The following is a 17,751-nucleotide window of genomic DNA, read 5'->3' as shown; positions in this document are numbered from 1 at the left end:
CCTAAGGCGTGGTAGATCTTTTGTGTACCGCGTCGTAGAGGTCCCGCTTGGGCATCCCGGCGGCCTTGGCGACGTCGGCGACGGCGGCCTTGCGCTGCTCGCCGGCGGCCACGCGGCGGTCGACCTCCGCGACCAGCGCCTCCACGTCGGGCGGTCCCTCGTCGGGCACGTGGCCCGCGACCACGACGGTGATCTCGCCCTTGACCCCGCCGGCCGCCCACGCGGCCAGCTCGGCCAGGCCGCCGCGGCGCACCTCCTCGTAGGTCTTGGTCAGCTCCCGGCAGACGGCCGCGCTCCGGTCGGGGCCGAACGCCCCGGCCATCGCCTCCAGCGACTCGCGCAGCCGGTGGGGCGCCTCGAAGAACACCATCGTGCGCTCCTCGGCGGCCAGCGACGCCAGGCGGCGGGCGCGCTCGCCCTGCTTGCGCGGCGGGAACCCCTCGAAGCAGAAGCGGTCGCTGGGCAGCCCGGAGACGGCCAGGGCGGTCGTGACGGCGCTCGGGCCGGGCAGCGCGGTGACCGTGACGCCCTCCTCGACCGCCAGGCGGGTCAGCCGGTAGCCGGGGTCCGACACGCCCGGCATGCCCGCGTCGGTGATGACGACGACCGTGCGGCCCTCCTTGAGCGTCTCGATGAGCTCCTGGGCGCGGCCGGCCTCGTTGGCGTCGTAGTAGGAGACGATCCGGCCGCCGATCTCCACCCCGAGGTCGGCGGCCAGCCTGCGCAGCCGCCGGGTGTCCTCGGCGGCCACCACGTCGGCGCTCCGCAGCACGTCGCGCAGCCGTGGCGAGACGTCGCCCGCCTGGCCTATCGGGGCTCCCGCCAGTACCAGCCTGCCGTCTTCTCTCACTCGGCCATTGTGGCAGGACCTCCCGATCGGACCGTGTTCACGGGTAAACACCGGCTTGAGGCCCGTACGATGTCCGAATGGCGGTGACCGATTTCGCGTACCACGCCTTTGGTGAGCCGAAGGCCGACGAGAGCAGTCCCCCGGCGCGTTCCGTGCGCGAGCGGATGGTCCCGCCCATGCCCTCGAACCCGCTGTGGGGTTGGCTCGGGCCGCTGCTCGTGGCGGCCTTCGGCGGGGCGCTGCGCTTCATCGGCCTGGCCCATCCGAAGGCCGTGGTCTTCGACGAGACCTACTACGCCAAGGACGCCTACTCGCTGATCTCGTGGCTGGTGGAGCGGGTCACGATCAAGGACGCCGACAAGGCGATCCTCGCCGGCAATCTGGACATCTGGCAGAAGTGCTCCGCCGACCAGCTCGACAAGTGCGCCTCCTACGTGGTCCACCCGCCGCTCGGCAAGTGGATGATCGGCGCCGGCGAGTGGATGTTCGGGATGACGCCGTTCGGCTGGCGCTTCGCCGCCGCGGTCGTCGGCACGCTGTCGATCCTGGTGCTGGCCCGGGTGGCGCGGCGAATGACCCGCTCGACCATGCTGGGCTGCTTCGCCGGTCTGCTGCTCGCGCTGGACGGCCTGCACTTCGTGCTGTCCCGGGCCGCGCTGCTCGACATCTTCCTGATGTTCTGGGTGCTGGCCGGGTTCGCCTGCCTGGTCGCCGACCGCGACTGGGCGCGGCGGCGGCTGGTCGAGTGGTACGAGAACGGCCCCCTGTCGCCGGAGGGCCCGTCGCTGGGACTGCGGCCGTGGCGGATCGCCGCGGGCGCCTGCCTGGCGGCCGCCTGCGCGGTGAAGTGGTCGGGGATCTTCTTCCTGGCCGCGTTCGCCGTCATGGCGGTGCTGTGGGACTTCGGGGCGCGCCGGGCGGTCGGGCTGCGCCGGCCGTACGCGGGGGCCTTCACCAAGGACGTGCCGCCCGCGGTGGCGGCCTTCGGGGTGGTGCCGTTCGTCACGTACATGGCGACGTGGACGGGCTGGTTCGTCACGGCGGGCGGTTACGGCCGCAACTGGGACCAGGCCACCTCGGCGGGGCCGTTCTACTTCGTGTTCGACTCGATGCGGTCGTGGGTGAAGTACCAGTGGCAGGTCTTCACCTTCCACAGCGGGCTGGAGACGTCCCACCCGTACATGTCGGAGCCGTGGCAGTGGCCGCTGCTGCTGCGCCCGGTCGCCTTCTACTACGAGGGCCGGCAGAACGTCTGCGGCACGCGCGACTGCTCCGAGGCCGTGCTGGGCGTGGGCACGCCGGTGATCTGGTTCGGCGCGCTGCTCGCGCTGGTCGCCCTCATCGCCTGGTACGTCGCCTCCCGCGACTGGCGGGCCGGGGCGGTGCTGCTGGCCTACGCCATGGGCTGGCTGCCCTGGTTCTACTTCGCCATCGCCCAGAACCGGACGATGTTCCTGTTCTACGCGATCCCCATGGTGCCGTTCATGGTGCTGGCCATCACGTTGTGCGCGGGGTGGCTGATCGGGCCGGCCACGCGCACCGCCACCGGCGCGCTGCCGATGAGGCGCACGATCGGCGCGGCGGTGGTCGGGGCGTTCGCGCTGCTGGCTCTCATCAACTTCTGGTGGCTGCACCCGATCCTGTCCGGCGAGCTCATCCCCTACACCGAATGGAAGGCCCGCATGCTCTTCGACAAACGGTGGATCTGACAGTGGCGGCCCACTTACCAGTTGTTTCGTAGGGTAGATCCGTGCACGACCCAATACGCACCGGCTTCGGGCATCGTCAGGCCCGGGGTCGATACGGCAAACTTCGAGGCATGAGTGCACCAGACGTCGCCGCGCTCCTCGCCGAGTTGGAGCGCTCCGAGCCGGATCTGGCCGAGGAGGCCAGAACGGCCGTCGAGTGGCTGACCGGCGGCGAGCCGCTGGAGACGGTGACGCAGCTCGATGTCTGCGAGTTCCTCTGGTACACGCTCCCGCTGAAGGTCGGCGGCGACCACGAGCGGCTGGCCCGCTCGCTCGGCCGCCTGCTCCACCTCGGCGGCCTGCGGCGTTACGCCGCGCTGTGCGTCTCCCCGACCACCCTGGACATCCTGCGCACGTACGCGCGCGAGGGCGAGGACGCGGGCACCGTCGCCTACCAGGAGGCCCTGGAGGCCACAGGGGTGCTGCCGCCCGACGTGCCGGACCTCCAGTGGAGCACGATCATGGGGCCGGAGGAGCTGGGCGCGCACGTGGCCTGCTCCGCCGCGCTGGAGCTGGCCATCCTGGCCGGTGAGGAGGTCGACCGGGTCGCGCTGACCCGGCGCTGGCTCACCGAGCCCCGGGCCGACCTGGGCGGCGACAGCTGGCTCAACCGCGTCCACGGCGAGCGGCTCAACCGGTGGGTGCTGGGCCGCGGTCCGGCCCGCCGGGAGCTGGCGCAGCCGTTCGAGGTGCGGCTGCACGCGCCGGTGCCGGCCCAGCCGGTCCCCCAGCTCCACCGGCTGCTGTCGCTGGCGGCCTCGGAGGAGAGCCTGCCGATGCGGCTCGCGCCGTCGCCGGAGGCGCTGCGGCTGCGCGACCTGGCCGAGCGGGAGCTGAGCGCGCTGCGCCGCGACGGCGCCCGGCTGTCCATCACCGCCGTGGGCAGGCGGCTGCTGCTCTCCCCCGACACCATGTGGGAGGCGGTCACGCGGCTGCTGCTGCCCAAGGGCGAGCAGGAGTTCGAGCTGTCGGCCCGGGAGGCGGCGCTCATGCTGCTGGCCGACGGGTCGCTCATCTCGCCGGCCGAGCTGCGCCGCCGGGTGGCCGAGGTGGTGGGCGACGAGGGCTGGCATCCGGCCACGGAGCCGGGCGACGTCGCCAAGCCGGTCGACGACCTGGTGGAGCGGCTCACGGCGCTCGGGCTCGCGTTCGGCGACGAGCTGGCCGTACGCATGTCGCGGGTGGGCCATTTCGCGGCCCTGGCCGCGCTGCGCGGCCACGCGCTGCGGCCCCGCCAGTACGTCAGCGCGGGCTGACCCCTCCTCAGGGGGCGCTGACGTTCCGGATGGCTCGCTTGAAGTCCGGGCACTCGACGAGCGGGTCGTGGGCGCAGACGGCGGCGTGGCGCAGGCTGTCACGTAGCCGGGTGAGCTGCCGCACCCGCGCGTCCACCTCCCGCTCCTTGACCGCCATGCGCTCGCGCAGCGCCGTGTCGGACGGCCGGGCCCCGAGGAACGCGCCGATCTCCGCCAGCGTGAACCCCGCGTCGCGGGCGCAGCCGATCAGCCCCAGCCGGTCGAGCGTCTCCGGCCGGTACGCGCGGCGCAGGCCGTTGCGCGCCGCCGACTCGATGAGGCCCTTGCGCTCGTAGAACCGCAGCGCCGACGGGGCCAGGCCGGACCGCCGCGCCACCTCACCGATGTCGAGCAGTGTCTCTTCCACCAACGACGCCCTTCTTTTCGCGCGCTTGACTTGAACCGCGCTTCAAGTCGCATTGTAGGCGCATGAAGATTCACCACCTCAACCTCGGCTCGATGCGTGAGATCGAGTCCACCACCGGCCTGCCCTCCGCCCCGGCGGTCTGCCACGCCCTGCTCATCGAGACGCCCTCCTCGGGCCTCGTGCTCGTCGAGAGCGGCCTCGGGCTCGACGACATCACCCGCCCCGGAGAACTGCTCGACACCGAGTGGGTGGAGCAGGTGACGCCCGCGCTCGCCCCCGCCGAGACCGCCGCCCGGCGGCTCCCCGCGCTCGGGTACGACCCCGCGGACGTGCGGCACATCGTGCTCACCCACCTGGACGTGGACCACAGCGGTGGGCTGCCCGACTTCCCCGGTGCCGCCGTCCACGTCATGGCGGCCGAGCTGGAGGCCGCCGCGGAGCAGGCGCCGAGCCGGCGCTACCGGCCCGGCCACTGGGCGCACGGCCCGCGCTGGGTCACCTACGGCGAGGGCGGCGAGACCTGGTTCGGGATGGAGGGCGCGCGGCCCCTGGAGGGGCTGGACGACCTGCTGCTCGTGCCGCTCGGCGGGCACTCGCGGGGACACGCGGGCGTGGCGGTCAGGGACGGCGAGCGCTGGCTGCTGCACGCCGGCGACGCCTACTTCTACCACCGCGAGCTCGAACCGGAGCCCGTCGCGCACCCGCTGATGGACCTCGTCCAGCAACTGGCTCAGGTGGACGCCGAGCTCCGGATCGCCAACCAGGTCCGGCTGCGCACGCTGGCCCACGAGCACGGGGTGGACGTGTTCTCCGCCCACGACCCGTGGGAGCTCGCCCAGCGGTGAGCCGAACTCGTAAGGAGCGTGCGTGAGCCGGGCCGGCGGGCCTGGCGGCTAAGCGGTGAGCGTGGTGTGCAGGCGGCCGGCCTGGCGGACCAGGCCGGTCTCGCGTGGGCGGGCGGCCAGCTCGGCGACCGGCGCCAGCGCGCCGCGCGCCCCCGCCCAGCCGGCCACGTCGGCGGCGAGCGTCATCATCCGGGTGTGCGTGCTCGTGGCCCGCTCGCCCGGCCCCGGCAGGTAGCCGGTCAGCAGCCCGGCCAGCACCCCCCACACCTCCCGGTGCGCGCCGCGCCGGGCCAGCTCCTCCAGGGCCCGCAGCACCCCGGCGGGGCTGTAGCAGCGGTACTCCCACCGGGTCTCGTCATACCGGAGCAGCGCGGCGAGCCCACGGCCCGTCCCCTCGCCCGGCAGCCCGCCGGAGGCGGCCAGCTCCAGCAGGCGCGGCACCGCCTCCTCCGGGCTCTCGCACAGGTGGTACGCCACGAGGAAGCCCACTCCGTCCCCGGCAGGCCCCTCGGCCGCGGCCAGCGCGGTCAGAGCGTCGAGCCCCGGCTTGCTGTACGGGGCGTACGACAGCAGGCCGTGAACGGCGTGGGCCGCGGCCAGATCCCGGTGGGAGGCCAGCACGGGCAGCAGCAGTTCGAGCACCTCGTCGCGCCGCGAGTGCGTCATCTCCCCGTCCAGCACGGTGATCCCCGAGCCGCCCGCGAACAGGACGGGCACGATCAGCGGGCCGTTCGGGGTGTCCTCCCAGCGCAGCTCCACGCGGGGGTCGACGCGGTCGGCGGACAGCAGGCGGGCGACCGTCCGGCCCGCCGCGCCGGTCAGTCGCGCGGCCCGCCCGGCGACCTCGGCGGACGCGGTCCGCGACAGCCGGAGCAGCGCCTGCTCCAGGTCGACGGGCAGCGGCTCGACGCCGTCGCGCTCGTAGCCCTCCAGGCGCTCCACCAGCTCGGCCGCGTCGAGCAGGCCGCTGGCGTAGGTGGGCGTGGCCAGCAGGTACGGCGGCAGCGTGCCGGCCGTCAGCGCCTCGTAGACCTCGGCGTAGCGGCGCAGCGGCATGAGCCGGCTCAGCCTCGCGTGCCCGGACTCGGGGACGCGCTCCTGGATCGTGGCGGGCGCGCCGAAGCTCGTGGTCCGCTCGGCGGCCCTGCGCTCCGTGCCAGGGTCGGTCAGCTCCTTCGCCATGGCCATCACCCACTCGTCGGCGTGCCACCAGGGGCGTCCCCAGAGCACCCGGGTGCGGAAGCGGGCGGCCACGGGGGCGAGGGCCTCGGTCAGGCCCCGCCGGTCGCTCGCGGCCAGCCGGACGAACGCGTCCAGCCAGCGCTCCGGCGCGAGCCAGTCGTACTCGCTCGGCGTGAAGCCGGTCAACGCCTCGGGCGCCGTCACAGGCGGCGGCATGCGGGCCGGCCTTGGAGCCGGAGGCAGCGAGGGCGGGATGAACCGGGCCGGGTCCGGCAAGGCGGGCACCGGGTCCCCGCCGAACACCTGGGCGAGCTCCACCCCTTCTCCGGCCGGCATCAGTGCGACGGCGTCGCGGATCGCCGACGCGCCGTCGGGGGTGAAGCGGCCGGCGTGTTTGAGCGCCAGCCGCGCGGCGCGGTCGCGGGCCTCGCCGGCCTCGCACACCAGCGCCGTGGCCAGGGCCGGGGCGTAGCCGTCGAGGTCGCCCGGGTGGTCGCGGACGAGCCGGTCGAGCCAGGCCAGCCCGGCGCGCACCAGCCTGCCCTCGGCGCGGAACACCAGGCCCTCCACCGCCTCGGCGGCCTCCTCCGGGTCCAGCGGGCCGGCCGAGCGCAGCCGCCTGAGCGCGAGGTCGGCGACGTTGGCGGGGGCGGCGGGCAGCAGCCGGGCGTAGTCGCGCCGCCGCCCGGCCACCTCATCGGGGGCCGGGTCGAGGGCCTCGTGCAGGCGGACGAAGAAGCGCAGGTCGGCAGCGGTGCCGCCGCGCAGGAACCGGCTGACGCAGCCGTCGAGCAGGAACGCCCGGGAGATCCGGCCGCGGGCGGCGAGGGCGGCGAGCCGGACGGGCCGCTCCTCGTCGGCGCGCAGCAGCCGGCCCACCCCCTCCACCTCGAACAGGCGCGGCAGCATGGCGTCGAGCAGCGGCGCGCCGCCCGGGTCGGGCGGCCAGACGCGGACCCAGGCGAGGGTGAGCGGGTCGTGCGCGGGCGGCTCGGCGCCGGTGCGGCGCAGCAGCTCCAGTGCCAGCCGTACCGACCGGCCGGAGTCGTTGTCGGTGCCGCGCAGCCGCAGCGCGAGGCGGGCGGCGAGATCGGCCTGCCACTCCGGGGAGCGGGCGGCGACCGCGTGGAGGATGTGCGGCACGTCGTCGGGCTGGTCCCAGAACCGCTGGAACTCGCGGCGGTTCAGCCACACGGCCGCGGCGGCGGCCCCGCCGATCGTGCCCGCCCCGGCGACCCGCAGCGGCTCCGCCCAGCCGCGTCCCCCGTCGGACCAGATGTCCCAGGGCCTCTCACCACCGGCGGCCTCGCGCTTCAGCACGGCCAGGTGGCCGGGCAGCTCGCGGGCCACCTCGCCCCGCTCGTCGCCGGTCAGCCCGGCGACCACGGCCGCCGTGGCGGCGGCGTCCTCCTTCGCGACGGCGGCGCGGACCGCCTCCCATGCTCCAGTCATGATCGGGGACCATAGCGGCGCCCGCCGACAATCACCGGAGGCTCAGGCCTTGCGGCCCACCCCGCAGACGGCGCTGACCGGATCGGAGGGGTTCACGCTCTCGGCGTCGGGCCGCCACAGCGGCGTCGGGACCACGCCCGGCTCCACCATGTCCAGCCCTTCGAAGAACGCGGCGACGCGCTCGGGGGCGCGCAGGTGGTAGGGGTAGGCGGCCCGTGAGTTGTAGCTCTCGACGGCCGTGACGAGGGCCGGGTTGCCGTTGGTGCCGTCGCTGAGGGCGAGGTAGCTGCCCGGCGGGAGGCCGTCGAGCAGCTGCCGGACGATGCCGTCCGGGTCGTCGGCGTCGGGGACCTGGCCCATGATGCTCAGCATGGTCAGCCCGACCGGGCGGGACAGGTCCAGCACCTTGGCGGCGCCCTCCAGGATCCGCTGCGGGTCGCGGACGTCGGCGTCGATGTACTCGGTGACGCCCTCCGGCGTGCCGGCGAGCAGCGCCCGCGCGTGGACCAGCACGAGCGGGTCGTTGTCGACGTACACGACGCGGGAGTCGGGGGCGACCGACTGGGCCACCTCGTGGGTGTTGTTGGCCGTGGGCAGGCCCGTGCCGATGTCCAGGAACTGGCGGATGCCCGCCTGCCCGGCCAGGAAGCGCACCGCTCGGTTGAGGAAGCGCCGCTGGAGGCGCGCCACCTCGGCGAAGGCCGGGAACAGCGTCAGGATCGTGTCGCCGGCCTGCTTGTCGACGGCGTAGTTGTTCTTGCCGCCGAGCAGGTAGTCCCACACACGGGCCGAGTGCGGCTTGGTGGTGTCGACCCGGTCCCAGGCGGAGCGAGCGCTCTGGTCGTCCATTGGTCTCCGATCGGAGGTCTCAGTCGCTTGCGGATACGTGACCGACACCGGCCAGGATGCCCGGACGGTCGAGGTCGAGGTCCAGGCCGGGCTCCCCGTGCGGGTCCCAGGCGTCCACCGGCACGATCCCGGGCGGGAGCGGCTCCAGGCCGTCGAAGTAGGAGGCGATCTGGTCGTAGCCGCGCCGGGCCAGGCCGCCCGAGGTCGTGCCGGAGTAGACCTTCTGGCCGGCGTGGGCCATGTCGTCGGTGGCGTTGCCCTCGTACAGGTGCGACAGCACGAGGTAGGAGCCGGGGGTCAGCCGCTCGCGGATCCGCGCGACGACCGCGGCGGCCTCGGCGTCGTCGGTGACGAAGTGCAGCACCGCGACGAGCAGGACGGCGTACGGGCGCGAGAAGTCGATGTGCGCGGTCACCTCGGGGTCGTCGAGGATCGCGTCCGGGTCCTTGAGGTCGCCGGCCACGGCGAGCACGTCGGGGTCGCGGGCGAGCAGGGCCCGCGCGTGGACCAGCACGATGGGGTCGTTGTCGACGTAGACGACGCGCGACCCCTGCGCGTACCGCTGGGCGACCTGGTGGACGTTGTCCTGGGTGGGCAGGCCCGCGCCGATGTCGACGAACTGGGTGATCCCCCTCTCGGCGAGCAGGCGGACGGCCCGGCCGAGGAAGCCGCGGTTGGCCCGGGCGATCTGGCGGGCGTCGTTGCCCATCCGGAGGCCGAGCTCGATCATCTTCTCGGCCGCCTCGCGGTCGGCCGCGAAGTTGTCCTTCCCGCCGAGGTAGTAGTCGTACATGCGGGCGACGCTCGGGACTCGGGTGTCGACTCCGGGCGGTGGCACGCGGTCCAGGTCGCTCACACGACCCCCTCTCGCTGTGATCTTCTGGGCCTGATTCTAGGAAAAACCCGGCCCCGTGCCACAAGATCGGCGAAGTACGTCAGAACGAAGTTCGGTCGGCGGTCCCGTGCGCCGGTTCGGGCGGGGTCCCGGTCTCGTCCGGTCCGGCCGCCGGGAGGGGCAGCACGGCCTCCACGCGGGTGCCGCCCCCGGGCTCGGGGCCGATGACGCAGACTCCGCCCAGCTCGGCCGCGCGCTCCCGCATCGAGCCGAGGCCGACGCCCGCCCGGTGCCCGTCGGGCAGGCCCCGGCCGTCGTCGCTGACGCGCACCCGCAGCGCCGACGGCTCCCGCCGCAGCACCACGCGGGCGTGGCGGGCGTCGGCGTGCCGCCGGACGTTCGTCAGGGCCTCCTGGACGATCCGGTAGACGGCCACCTCCGTGGCCGCCGGCAGGCCGCCCAGGTCGCCGCCCGTCTCGACCTCGACCACCGTCTCCACCTCGACCACCGTCTCGGGCGAGGACTGGCCGGCCAGCTCCTGTACGGCCCGCGCCAGGCCGAGGTCGTCGAGCGCCGGGGGACGCAGGCCGTACACCAGCTCGCGGATGTCGCCCGCGACGGCGTCCATGCCCGAGCGGAGGGCCTGGAGCAGCGTGTCGGCGGAGTCGGGGGAGCTCTTGAGGCGGCTGCGGGCGATGTTGATGGTCATGGCCATGCCCGACAGGGTCTGGCCGAGACCGTCGTGCAGGTCCCGTCGCAGGCGGCGGCGCTCCTCCTCGCGGGTGGTGAGGATGCGCTCCCTGGAGCGTTGCAGGTCGGCGGCCATCCGCACGGCGTGGGCCACGTCGGCGGCGTACGGCGTGAGCGTGGCCAGCACCCGCTCGTCGTGCGCGGCCGGGAACCGGCGCGGACCCGGCGGCCCCACCAGCAGGCGGCCGACCAGCTCGCCGTGCCAGACGAGCGGCACCTCACGCGGCTCGTCGCCCACCCGGCCGCTCTCGACGTAGCGGGGCTCGCCGTCGGCCACCTCCACCGCGGCGCCCTCGACGGCGAGCCCGTCGCGCAGCACCCCCACCACCGAGTTCAGCGCCTCCGCCGGGTCGGCCCGCCGCACCTCATGGGTCAGCCGCTCGGCGAGCAGCCGCGGGTCGCCGACCTTGCCGTACAGCAGGCGGTCGACGGCGCGTTGCAGCGCGCGCCGCAGCGGCTGGAAGAACGCCCCGGCGAACAGGGCGGCCACCAGCCCCGCGATCTCGTCGTACCCGGAGACCACCAGACCGGCCAGCGCCCCGGCGCCGAAGTACACCGCGCTGACCACGGCCAGCAGGCCGGCGGCCACGAACGTGCGGCTGATCACGGTGTCGATCCCGTACAGGCGGTACCGGGTCACCGAGAAGGCCAGCGCCACCGGGATCAGCGCCGCCCAGGTGATCGACAGCCACGTCAGCCCGGGCACGAACGCGCCCACGACCAGGAAGACGATGTACCCGATGTAGGCGAGCAACGGCCAGCCGATCTGCCGCCGGCCGACGGAGTCCGCGCGGCGCAGGCGCACCACCAGGGACAGAGCCGACAGCGCCATCGCGACGTAGATGCCGGTCCAGGCGATCGTGGAGATCGTGTCGTTGTACGGCGCCAGCGCGGGGATCTGGAGCGGGTTCGGGATCACGGCCGGGAACGCGTAGCCGGACGGCGGCGGGTCCGGGCGGAACAACGACCTCAGCATCTCGGCTGCCAGGGCCACCGCCCCCAGCGCCACGACCGGGCGCCAGCGCGGCGAGGGCAGGCGGCCGTCGGGCGAGTACAGAGGGAGCAGCGTGGTCAGGGTCACGCCGCACACCGCCCAGCCGATGCTCCCGGCGAAGCGCAGGTAGCCGGCCGTGGCCAGCTCCCCCTCGGCGGCGAGCCGGAACATCAGGGCCTGGGAGAAGTCGCTGATGCCGGCCGCCAGGCCGCCCGCGCACATCAGCCAGGCCATGTTCAGCCGGGGCCGGTGGTGGATCAGGAACGCGCCGACGACGGGGAAGGTGAGGGCGGCGGCGGACTGGGGCGTCGCCGTGAGGGAGGGCAGCCACGCGTCGGGCAGGCCCGCGAAGATCAGCAGTGCGGTGATCTCCAGGACCGGGCCGAGGGCCGCGGCCACGGCGGCGCCGGCCTGGGCGACCGTGCTCCCGGACCCCTCGGTCGCGCTCCCGGGCCCCTCGGTCCTGACCCCGGCCCTCTCGGTCGAGCCGTCCGCCTCGGTGGTGCCGTCCGCGCCGGTCAGTCCGGCCATCCTGTCCCCGCTTCCTCGCCCCCGCGTGCCACGCTGGACAGGATTATGGACCCTTCAAGGTGCCATTTCGCCCATCGTGGCCAGGCCGTTACGGCCACCACCCGGGCCGCCATACCTAGCCGTCCCCCTACTCAGGAAATAGGTATCTATATCGGGATTTCTCACGTCCCCTCGGGCGAACCAGTGAGGGAGGCTTAAGACCTGAGCAGACCGCTCGGGGGAAGCGAGAAGCAAGGGTTCCGACCATGTCCCACCACCGGCCCACCAGCCCGTCAGTGGATCACCACTGCGGCGACAGTGCCCACCAGGAGGACGTGTCATGAACGTGCACTCCTGGGTCTCATTGATCGCCGCCCTCGGCGGCAACACCGCGGTGGACAGCCGGGTCGCCTCCTGGCGGCTCCCGCCCCACCCCCACCAGGTGGGCAGGGCGCGCCGCCTGGTCCGCAAGAAGCTGACCCAATGGGGCTTCGCCGACCAGGCCGACGTGGCCGAGCTGCTCATCAGCGAGCTGGTCAGCAACGCCCTGGAGCACGCCCACGGGCCGATCGGCGTCAGCCTCTCCGAGTCCGACGGCCTGCTGCGCTTCGAGGTCGAGGACTCCAACCCCGACCTGCCGGACGTACAGCTGTCCCGCCGCCACGACGAGCGCGGACGCGGGCTGCAACTGGTGGACATGCTCGCCTGCTGCTGGGGCCGCGACCACACCCCGCGAGGGAAGGTCGTCTGGTTCGAGCTGCCGGTGAGCGCCCAGGCCGAGCACGCGCCGGCGGGCACTGCCTGCGCGGGCACGGTCAGGCGGGCTGCGCACGGCCACGCCCAGCGCCTGGCCGCGATCATCGCCGAGCCCTCCTGAGATCCCCCTCGGGACGCCGGGGCCGTGCAGGTCACCGGGTAAGGATCGACCCCGGCGTCCCCTTTCCCCCACCCTGACGGGCCGCGATCCTTCGCACCTCTCCCCATCGGATCGCGGTCCCCCCTTCCCCTCTCCCCCTTCCCCCTCGCCCTTCGCCCTTCGTCCCAGGGCGGGCGCGTCGTCACGCGATAATCTGCCCCGTGCGCGGATACACCCGGCGATCTCTCCTGGTGCTCGGCGGGGCAGCGGCGGCCGGAGCGGTCGTCCCGGTGGCCGCCGGCGGCCTGTGGGGTGACGCGTTCGCCGTCCTGCGCCGCCGGTGGACCGCGCTGACCACCGATCCGGTCTCCGGGCAGGCGACGCTCCCGCCGTACCGGGAAAGGCTGGCGGAGCTGGGGCGTGAGGCGGCCCGCCTCCGCGACACCATGGCGCCGGGCCCCACGTCGCTCTGGCCCGGCATGCCGTACCCGTCGTTCAACGCCACCCCGGCGCGGCTGCGCTCGATGGCCCGCGCGTACGTGCTGCCCGGCACCGGGCTGACCGGCGACGCGGGCCTCGCCTCGGCCGTCGCCGCGGGCCTCGACCACTACCGGCGGCACGTGTACGCCGCCGGCGCGGAGGCCAGGGGGAACTGGTGGAACTGGCAGATCGGCGTGCCCAAGGCCCTGCTCGACGCGGCCGTGCTCGTCGCACCGCACCTCACCTCCAGGCAGGCGGACGGGCTGCGGGACGCCGTGGACCACTTCGTGCCGCCGCGCCGCCTGTACGACTACAGCGGCAACAGCACCGGGGCGAACCGGGTGGACCTGTGCACGGTCATGTTGCTGCGCGCCGTCCTCGGGGCCGACCCGGACCGGGCCGCGCTGGCCGCCTCCGCGCTGTCCCCCGTCCTGCGGTACGTCGAGGAGGGCGACGGGTTCTACCGGGACGGCTCGTTCATCCAGCACACGTACGTGCCGTACCAGGGCGGGTACGGCTTGGTGGCCCTCGCGGGGCTGGCGGCGCTGTTCGCCGTGCTGCGCGGCACGCCGTGGGAGATCCCCGAGCACGAACGGCGGGTGCTCCACGACAGCGTGGACGGGTCGTTCGCGCCGGTGATCCATGACGGGTTCTGCATGGATCTGGCCGGCGGGCGCGGCGTCGGGCGCCGGCCGTACGGTGACCACCGCAGGGGACGCATGATCGCGGCGTCGATCCTGCTGCTCGCCGAGACGGCGCCGGCCGCTGACCGGGAGCGCTGGCGGGCGATGGTCAAGGGATGGGCGGCCCGCGACACCGCCCGGCCGATGCTCGGCACGGCGGAGGCCGAGGGCGACCTGGGCTTCCACGCCCGGCTGGCGGCGGTCACGGCCGACGAGCGGATCCCGGCGGCCCCCGAGCCGGCCGGGCACCGGCTGCTGCCCATGAGCGCCCGAGCCGTCCACCGCGCGCCGGGCTGGTGCGCGGGGCTCAGCATGGCGTCGTACCGGGTGGGCCACTACGAGCACGGCAACGGCGAGAACCTGCGCGGCTGGCACACCGGCTCCGGAATGCTCTACTGGTGGGCCGAGGGCCACGGGGACCAGTACTCCGACTCCTTCTGGGCGACCGTGGACCCGTACCGGCTGCCGGGCACCACGGTCTCCACCAAGCGGCTGCCCGACGGGGCGGGCGCGGGATGGGGCGACACGTGCCCGCCGGGCCGGTGGGTGGGGGGCGCGTCCGACGGCGCGTACGCGGCGGTCGGGCAGCACCTCAACGGGCTGGACAGCACGATGGAGGCGTTCAAGTCGTGGTTCTTCCTGGACGACGCGGTGCTGTGCCTGGGGGCGGGCATCAGGAGCGAGGACGGCGTCCCGGTCGAGACGGTCGTCGACAACCGCCGCACCGGCGCGCCTCTCACGGTCGACGGCACCCGGGTGGCCGCCGATGACCTTCCGGAAGGGACGGGGGTCGCGCGCTGGGCGCACCTGGACGGGCACGGCGGCTACGTCCTGCCCGGTGGCGGTCCCCTGAGGGTTCTCCGCGAGCGGCGCGCCGGGGCAGGTGGGGCGGAGGCGGCGGGCGCTGTGGCGCGCGACTACGTGACGCTCTGGCTGGACCACGGCGCCGACCCGCGCGACGCCGCGTACGTCTACCTGCTCCTCCCCGGCGCCACTCAGGAACGCACCCGGGCCCGCGCCGCCGACCCGGGCTGGGCCCGCGTCCTCGCCAACACCTCCCGCGCGCAGGGCGTCCACGTCCCGTCACTCGGGCTGACCGGCGTCAACTTCTGGCACCCGGGCACGGCCGGCCCCCTGACCGCCTCCGCGCCCTGCGCCGTCCTGCTCCGCGAGCTGCCGGACGGCACCGCGACCCTCACCGTGGCGGACCCCCGCTGCGACCTGGACGAGCTGACCGTCACCTGGCGCCGGCCGGTGACGGCCCTGGTCGAGGGCCACCCGCTGCTGACCCGCGCCACGACCGGCCCGGCGCTCACCGCCCGCTTCGACGGCCTCGCCGGCCACCTCGGCGCCTCCTGCACGATCACCCTCAGCACCGCATCGGCCTGAAGCTATTCATGGCATGTATACATTCCATGTATAGTCGCGCCCATGTCGACAGGACATGTCATGCTCGGGCTGCTGACCGAACGCCCGAAGCACGGATACGAGCTCAAGCGCGAGCACGACCGGCGCCTGCCCGGCGCCAAGCCGCTGGCGTACGGCCAGGTGTACGCGACGTTGCAGCGCCTCCAGCGCGACGGGCTCGCCGAGGTGGCGGAGACGGCGCAGGAGGCCGGCCCTGAGCGGACGGTCTACGCGATCACGGAGCGGGGCCGTGCCGAGCTGGCGCGCTGGCTCGAACAGACGGAGCCGCCCGCCCCGTACGTCTCCAGCCCGCTCTTCTCCCGCGTCGTCGTCGCCGGCCTGGCCGGTGGCGCCGCCGACGGTTACCTCCTCAGGCAGCGGGCCGCGCACCTGGCCCGCATGCGGGAGCTGACCGCCGAGAAGGCCGCGGGCTCACCCGCCGAGGCGCTGGCCGCCGACTACGCGCTCCAGCACCTCGACGCCGATCTGCGCTGGATCGAGACGGCCCTCGGCCGCCTCACGGACCTGAAGGAGGGCGGCGATGCTTGAGGCACGCGCGCTGCGCAAGACGTTCGGCCGGACCGTCGCGCTGAACGAGGTGTCCCTGACGATCGGCGACGGCGAGATCGTCGCGATCACCGGGCCGAGCGGGTCCGGCAAGTCAACGCTGCTCCACTGCCTGGCCGGGATCATCCGGCCGGAGTCGGGAGAGGTCCTCTTCGACGGGCGGCGCGTCGACGCCCTGGACGAGGCGGGCCGCGCGAGGCTGCGCAGGGAGAGCTTCGGCGTCGTCTTCCAGTCCGGCCGGCTCGTGCCCGAGCTGACGGCGGCCGAGAACGTCGCCTTACCCCTGCTGTTCGGCCGCCATCCGCGCCAGGAGTCGCTGAACACGGCCCGGTCCTGGCTGGAGCGGCTGGGCGTGGCCGGCTGCGCCGACCACCGCCCCGGCGAGCTGTCCGGCGGCGAGGCGCAGCGGGTCGCGGTGGCCCGCGCGCTGGTCACCGGCCCGCGCGTGGTGTTCGCCGACGAGCCGACCGGCGCCCTCGACTCCCTCGGCGGAGAGCGGGTGCTGGACGAGCTGGTCCGGACGGCCCGCGGGAGCGGCGCCGCCCTGGTGCTCGTGACCCACGACAACCGCGTGGCCGCCTACGCCGACCGGGAGGTCGTCCTGCGTGACGGCGCCGTCGCCGCGGAGGTGACCACGTGATCGCGCTGGCCCGGATGCTGGCCCGGGGCGGGTCCCGGAGGGAGCGGGCGCGCGGGCGCCTCATGGCCGCGGGGGCGGCGCTCGCGGTGCTCCTGCTCTGCTCGGCGGTCAGCCTGCTCACCTCGGCGGTGAGCGCGCTCAACCGGGGGACCCGGCTGGGACTGGCCGACGCCGGCTCCGGCGATCCGGCGCAGGTGCATGGGGTGATGGCCGCGTTCGCCACCCCCGACCGGCGGGCGGTCACCGCCCTGGTCCTGGCGCTGCTGGCGGTGCCCGCGGCGGCCTTCGTCCACCAGGTGAGCCGCCTGGCCGCGGCCACCCGGGAGAGGCGGCTGGCCGCCCTGCGGCTGGCGGGGGCCACGCCGGGCGACGTCCGGCTGCTCGGTGCGTACGAAGGAGGCCGGCAGGCTCTGGTGGGAGGGGTGTGCGGCGCCGCGGTGTACCTGGCGGGGGCCTGGGCCCTCGGCGGCGCGTCGCCGCTGACGGCGCTCGGCGTCCTGCTGGGGGTCGCGCTCTGGGGGATGCTGTCGGGGCTGCTGGCGGGGCGGCACGTGATCGCCTCACCGCTGGGCGTGACGCGGCGGTCCCGGCCGGCTCAAGCCCACGTCCGTGACCTGGTGATGGTCACGGTGGGTGCGGGGCTCATCGTGGCGATCCTGACCGGGAAGGGCCGGCTCCTGTGGCTGGACGCGTACGGGATGTCGGCGGTCCTCGTGACCGGAGCGGTGCTGCTGCTGTTCGGGCTGGTTCTCAGCGCGGCCTGGCTGATCGGGGCCGCCGCCCGCCGGGTGGGGCGCCGCACCGGGGAGGCGGAGACGCTGCTCGCGGCCCGGATGCTGGAGGCGGACCCCCGGGGGTGGGCCCGCGCGCTGTCCGTGGTGGGGCTGACCGTGTTCTTCGGAGCCATGGTGGGCGCCCAGCAGGGGCCGGGGATCGTGAAAGGCTACGTGGCCGAGTCGCCGTTCGCCGTCACGGCGTACGCGCTCGTGGACCTGTCGTTGCTGTTCGCGCTCGTCGTCTCGGCCGCCGCCCTCGTGGCGCACCAGGCCGAGGCGCTGCTCGACCACCGCGGCTCGTTCGCCGCCCTCGCGGCCTCCGGAACCGAGGCGCCCTCACTGGGCCGGGTGCTCGCCCGGCAGGCGCTCATCGCCTCCCTGCCGGTGTGCGCCGTCGCGGCCGTCGCCGGGGCGGCGGTCGTGATCGCGACGGCGCCGGAGGTGTACGCCGAGACGCCCGCGGCGCTGGCCGTGGCGGGCGGGCGGGCGGTGGTCATGGCCGGGATCGGGATCCTCGCCGCCCTGGTGGTGGCCCGGCTCTCCCGTCCCCTGCTGCGCCGGACCGCCGCTCCGGAGCGGCTCCGGGACGAGTGACCTCGCCGGAGTGTGAGCCCGGGCGCGGGAAGGCGCGGCGGTGGTCGCCGGGCGAGACGCCGACCTGCCCG

At 74.6% G+C, this 17,751-nt stretch carries 14 protein-coding genes; 8 read left to right on the top strand and 6 right to left on the bottom strand.

Going from position 1 to position 17,751, the window contains the following annotated elements:
* Position 1: 1 nt before the first annotated feature.
* A complete protein-coding gene (rsmI, locus tag MTP10_RS14265) occupies positions 2 to 850 on the bottom strand; it encodes a 16S rRNA (cytidine(1402)-2'-O)-methyltransferase (RefSeq protein WP_310709631.1) in 849 nt (282 codons plus the stop codon).
* 77 nt (positions 851 to 927) lie between these two features.
* On the opposite strand from rsmI, the gene MTP10_RS14260 reads away from it, so the two are divergent.
* Both MTP10_RS14260 and MTP10_RS14255 read left to right on the top strand, forming a co-directional pair.
* The gene (locus tag MTP10_RS14260; protein ID WP_310709630.1) at positions 928 to 2,559 is read left to right on the top strand and encodes a phospholipid carrier-dependent glycosyltransferase; all 1,632 of its coding nucleotides are present in this window, start codon (positions 928 to 930) and stop codon (positions 2,557 to 2,559) included.
* Between the two features lie 110 nt (positions 2,560 to 2,669).
* Positions 2,670 to 3,854: a hypothetical protein gene (locus tag MTP10_RS14255; RefSeq protein WP_310709629.1), complete on the top strand. Its 1,185-nt coding sequence runs from the start codon at positions 2,670 to 2,672 to the stop codon at positions 3,852 to 3,854.
* Positions 3,855 to 3,861: 7 nt separating this feature from the next.
* On the opposite strand, the gene MTP10_RS14250 is transcribed toward MTP10_RS14255, so the two are convergent.
* Positions 3,862 to 4,260 carry a MerR family transcriptional regulator gene (locus MTP10_RS14250; protein ID WP_310709628.1) on the bottom strand — a complete coding sequence of 133 codons (399 nt, stop codon included), beginning with the start codon at positions 4,258 to 4,260 and terminating at the stop codon, positions 3,862 to 3,864.
* A 62-nt stretch (positions 4,261 to 4,322) separates the two neighbouring features.
* On the opposite strand from MTP10_RS14250, the gene MTP10_RS14245 reads away from it, so the two are divergent.
* Positions 4,323 to 5,105, top strand: a complete 783-nt coding sequence (locus MTP10_RS14245) for an MBL fold metallo-hydrolase (RefSeq protein WP_310709627.1) — start codon at positions 4,323 to 4,325, stop codon at positions 5,103 to 5,105.
* Between the two features lie 48 nt (positions 5,106 to 5,153).
* Here MTP10_RS14245 and MTP10_RS14240 read toward each other — a convergent pair whose 3' ends face one another.
* The 4 genes from MTP10_RS14240 to MTP10_RS14225 form a co-directional block, all read right to left on the bottom strand.
* Positions 5,154 to 7,739, bottom strand: a complete 2,586-nt coding sequence (locus tag MTP10_RS14240; RefSeq protein WP_310709626.1) for a DUF6493 family protein — start codon at positions 7,737 to 7,739, stop codon at positions 5,154 to 5,156.
* Positions 7,740 to 7,781: 42 nt separating this feature from the next.
* Complete coding sequence (locus MTP10_RS14235; protein ID WP_310709625.1) at positions 7,782 to 8,588, bottom strand: SAM-dependent methyltransferase; 807 nt, start codon at positions 8,586 to 8,588, stop codon at positions 7,782 to 7,784.
* 19 nt (positions 8,589 to 8,607) lie between these two features.
* A complete protein-coding gene (locus tag MTP10_RS14230) occupies positions 8,608 to 9,444 on the bottom strand; it encodes an SAM-dependent methyltransferase (protein WP_310709624.1) in 837 nt (278 codons plus the stop codon).
* Positions 9,445 to 9,523: 79 nt separating this feature from the next.
* Positions 9,524 to 11,698 carry a sensor histidine kinase gene (locus MTP10_RS14225; protein WP_310709623.1) on the bottom strand — a complete coding sequence of 725 codons (2,175 nt, stop codon included), beginning with the start codon at positions 11,696 to 11,698 and terminating at the stop codon, positions 9,524 to 9,526.
* Between the two features lie 319 nt (positions 11,699 to 12,017).
* Here MTP10_RS14225 and MTP10_RS14220 point away from each other — a divergent pair, with 319 nt between their 5' ends.
* The 5 genes from MTP10_RS14220 to MTP10_RS14200 all read left to right on the top strand — a co-directional run bounded on the left by MTP10_RS14220 (position 12,018) and on the right by MTP10_RS14200 (position 17,680).
* A complete protein-coding gene (locus tag MTP10_RS14220; protein ID WP_310709622.1) occupies positions 12,018 to 12,554 on the top strand; it encodes an ATP-binding protein in 537 nt (178 codons plus the stop codon).
* Between the two features lie 200 nt (positions 12,555 to 12,754).
* A complete protein-coding gene (locus MTP10_RS14215; RefSeq protein WP_310709621.1) occupies positions 12,755 to 15,085 on the top strand; it encodes a polysaccharide lyase 8 family protein in 2,331 nt (776 codons plus the stop codon).
* 42 nt (positions 15,086 to 15,127) lie between these two features.
* Positions 15,128 to 15,652, top strand: coding sequence for a PadR family transcriptional regulator (locus MTP10_RS14210; protein WP_310709620.1), 525 nt, complete (start codon positions 15,128 to 15,130; stop codon positions 15,650 to 15,652).
* On the top strand, positions 15,645 to 16,310 hold the full coding sequence (locus MTP10_RS14205) for an ABC transporter ATP-binding protein (RefSeq protein WP_310709619.1): 666 nt from the start codon (positions 15,645 to 15,647) through the stop codon (positions 16,308 to 16,310). The genes MTP10_RS14210 and MTP10_RS14205 overlap by 8 nt, the downstream gene beginning before the upstream one ends.
* Complete coding sequence (locus MTP10_RS14200; protein ID WP_310709618.1) at positions 16,307 to 17,680, top strand: hypothetical protein; 1,374 nt, start codon at positions 16,307 to 16,309, stop codon at positions 17,678 to 17,680. Before MTP10_RS14205 ends, MTP10_RS14200 begins: the two co-directional genes overlap by 4 nt.
* Positions 17,681 to 17,751 lie beyond the last annotated feature (71 nt).

The organism is Nonomuraea sp. 3-1Str, assembly GCF_031570565.1.
Lineage (GTDB): Bacteria > Actinomycetota > Actinomycetes > Streptosporangiales > Streptosporangiaceae > Nonomuraea.
The sequence above is the reverse complement of the archived record's forward strand: the minus strand, read 5'-3'. Positions and strand labels throughout refer to the sequence as shown.

Coding starts and splice junctions, on each gene's coding strand:
- MTP10_RS14240 (WP_310709626.1), bottom strand. CDS start 7,739: ATGACTGGAGCATGGGAGGCGGTCCGCGCCGCCGTCGCGAAGGAGGAC.
- MTP10_RS14245 (WP_310709627.1), top strand. CDS start 4,323: ATGAAGATTCACCACCTCAACCTCGGCTCGATGCGTGAGATCGAGTCC.
- MTP10_RS14260 (WP_310709630.1), top strand. CDS start 928: ATGGCGGTGACCGATTTCGCGTACCACGCCTTTGGTGAGCCGAAGGCC.
- MTP10_RS14210 (WP_310709620.1), top strand. CDS start 15,128: ATGTCGACAGGACATGTCATGCTCGGGCTGCTGACCGAACGCCCGAAG.
- MTP10_RS14225 (WP_310709623.1), bottom strand. CDS start 11,698: ATGGCCGGACTGACCGGCGCGGACGGCACCACCGAGGCGGACGGCTCG.
- MTP10_RS14255 (WP_310709629.1), top strand. CDS start 2,670: ATGAGTGCACCAGACGTCGCCGCGCTCCTCGCCGAGTTGGAGCGCTCC.
- MTP10_RS14235 (WP_310709625.1), bottom strand. CDS start 8,588: ATGGACGACCAGAGCGCTCGCTCCGCCTGGGACCGGGTCGACACCACC.
- MTP10_RS14220 (WP_310709622.1), top strand. CDS start 12,018: ATGAACGTGCACTCCTGGGTCTCATTGATCGCCGCCCTCGGCGGCAAC.
- MTP10_RS14205 (WP_310709619.1), top strand. CDS start 15,645: ATGCTTGAGGCACGCGCGCTGCGCAAGACGTTCGGCCGGACCGTCGCG.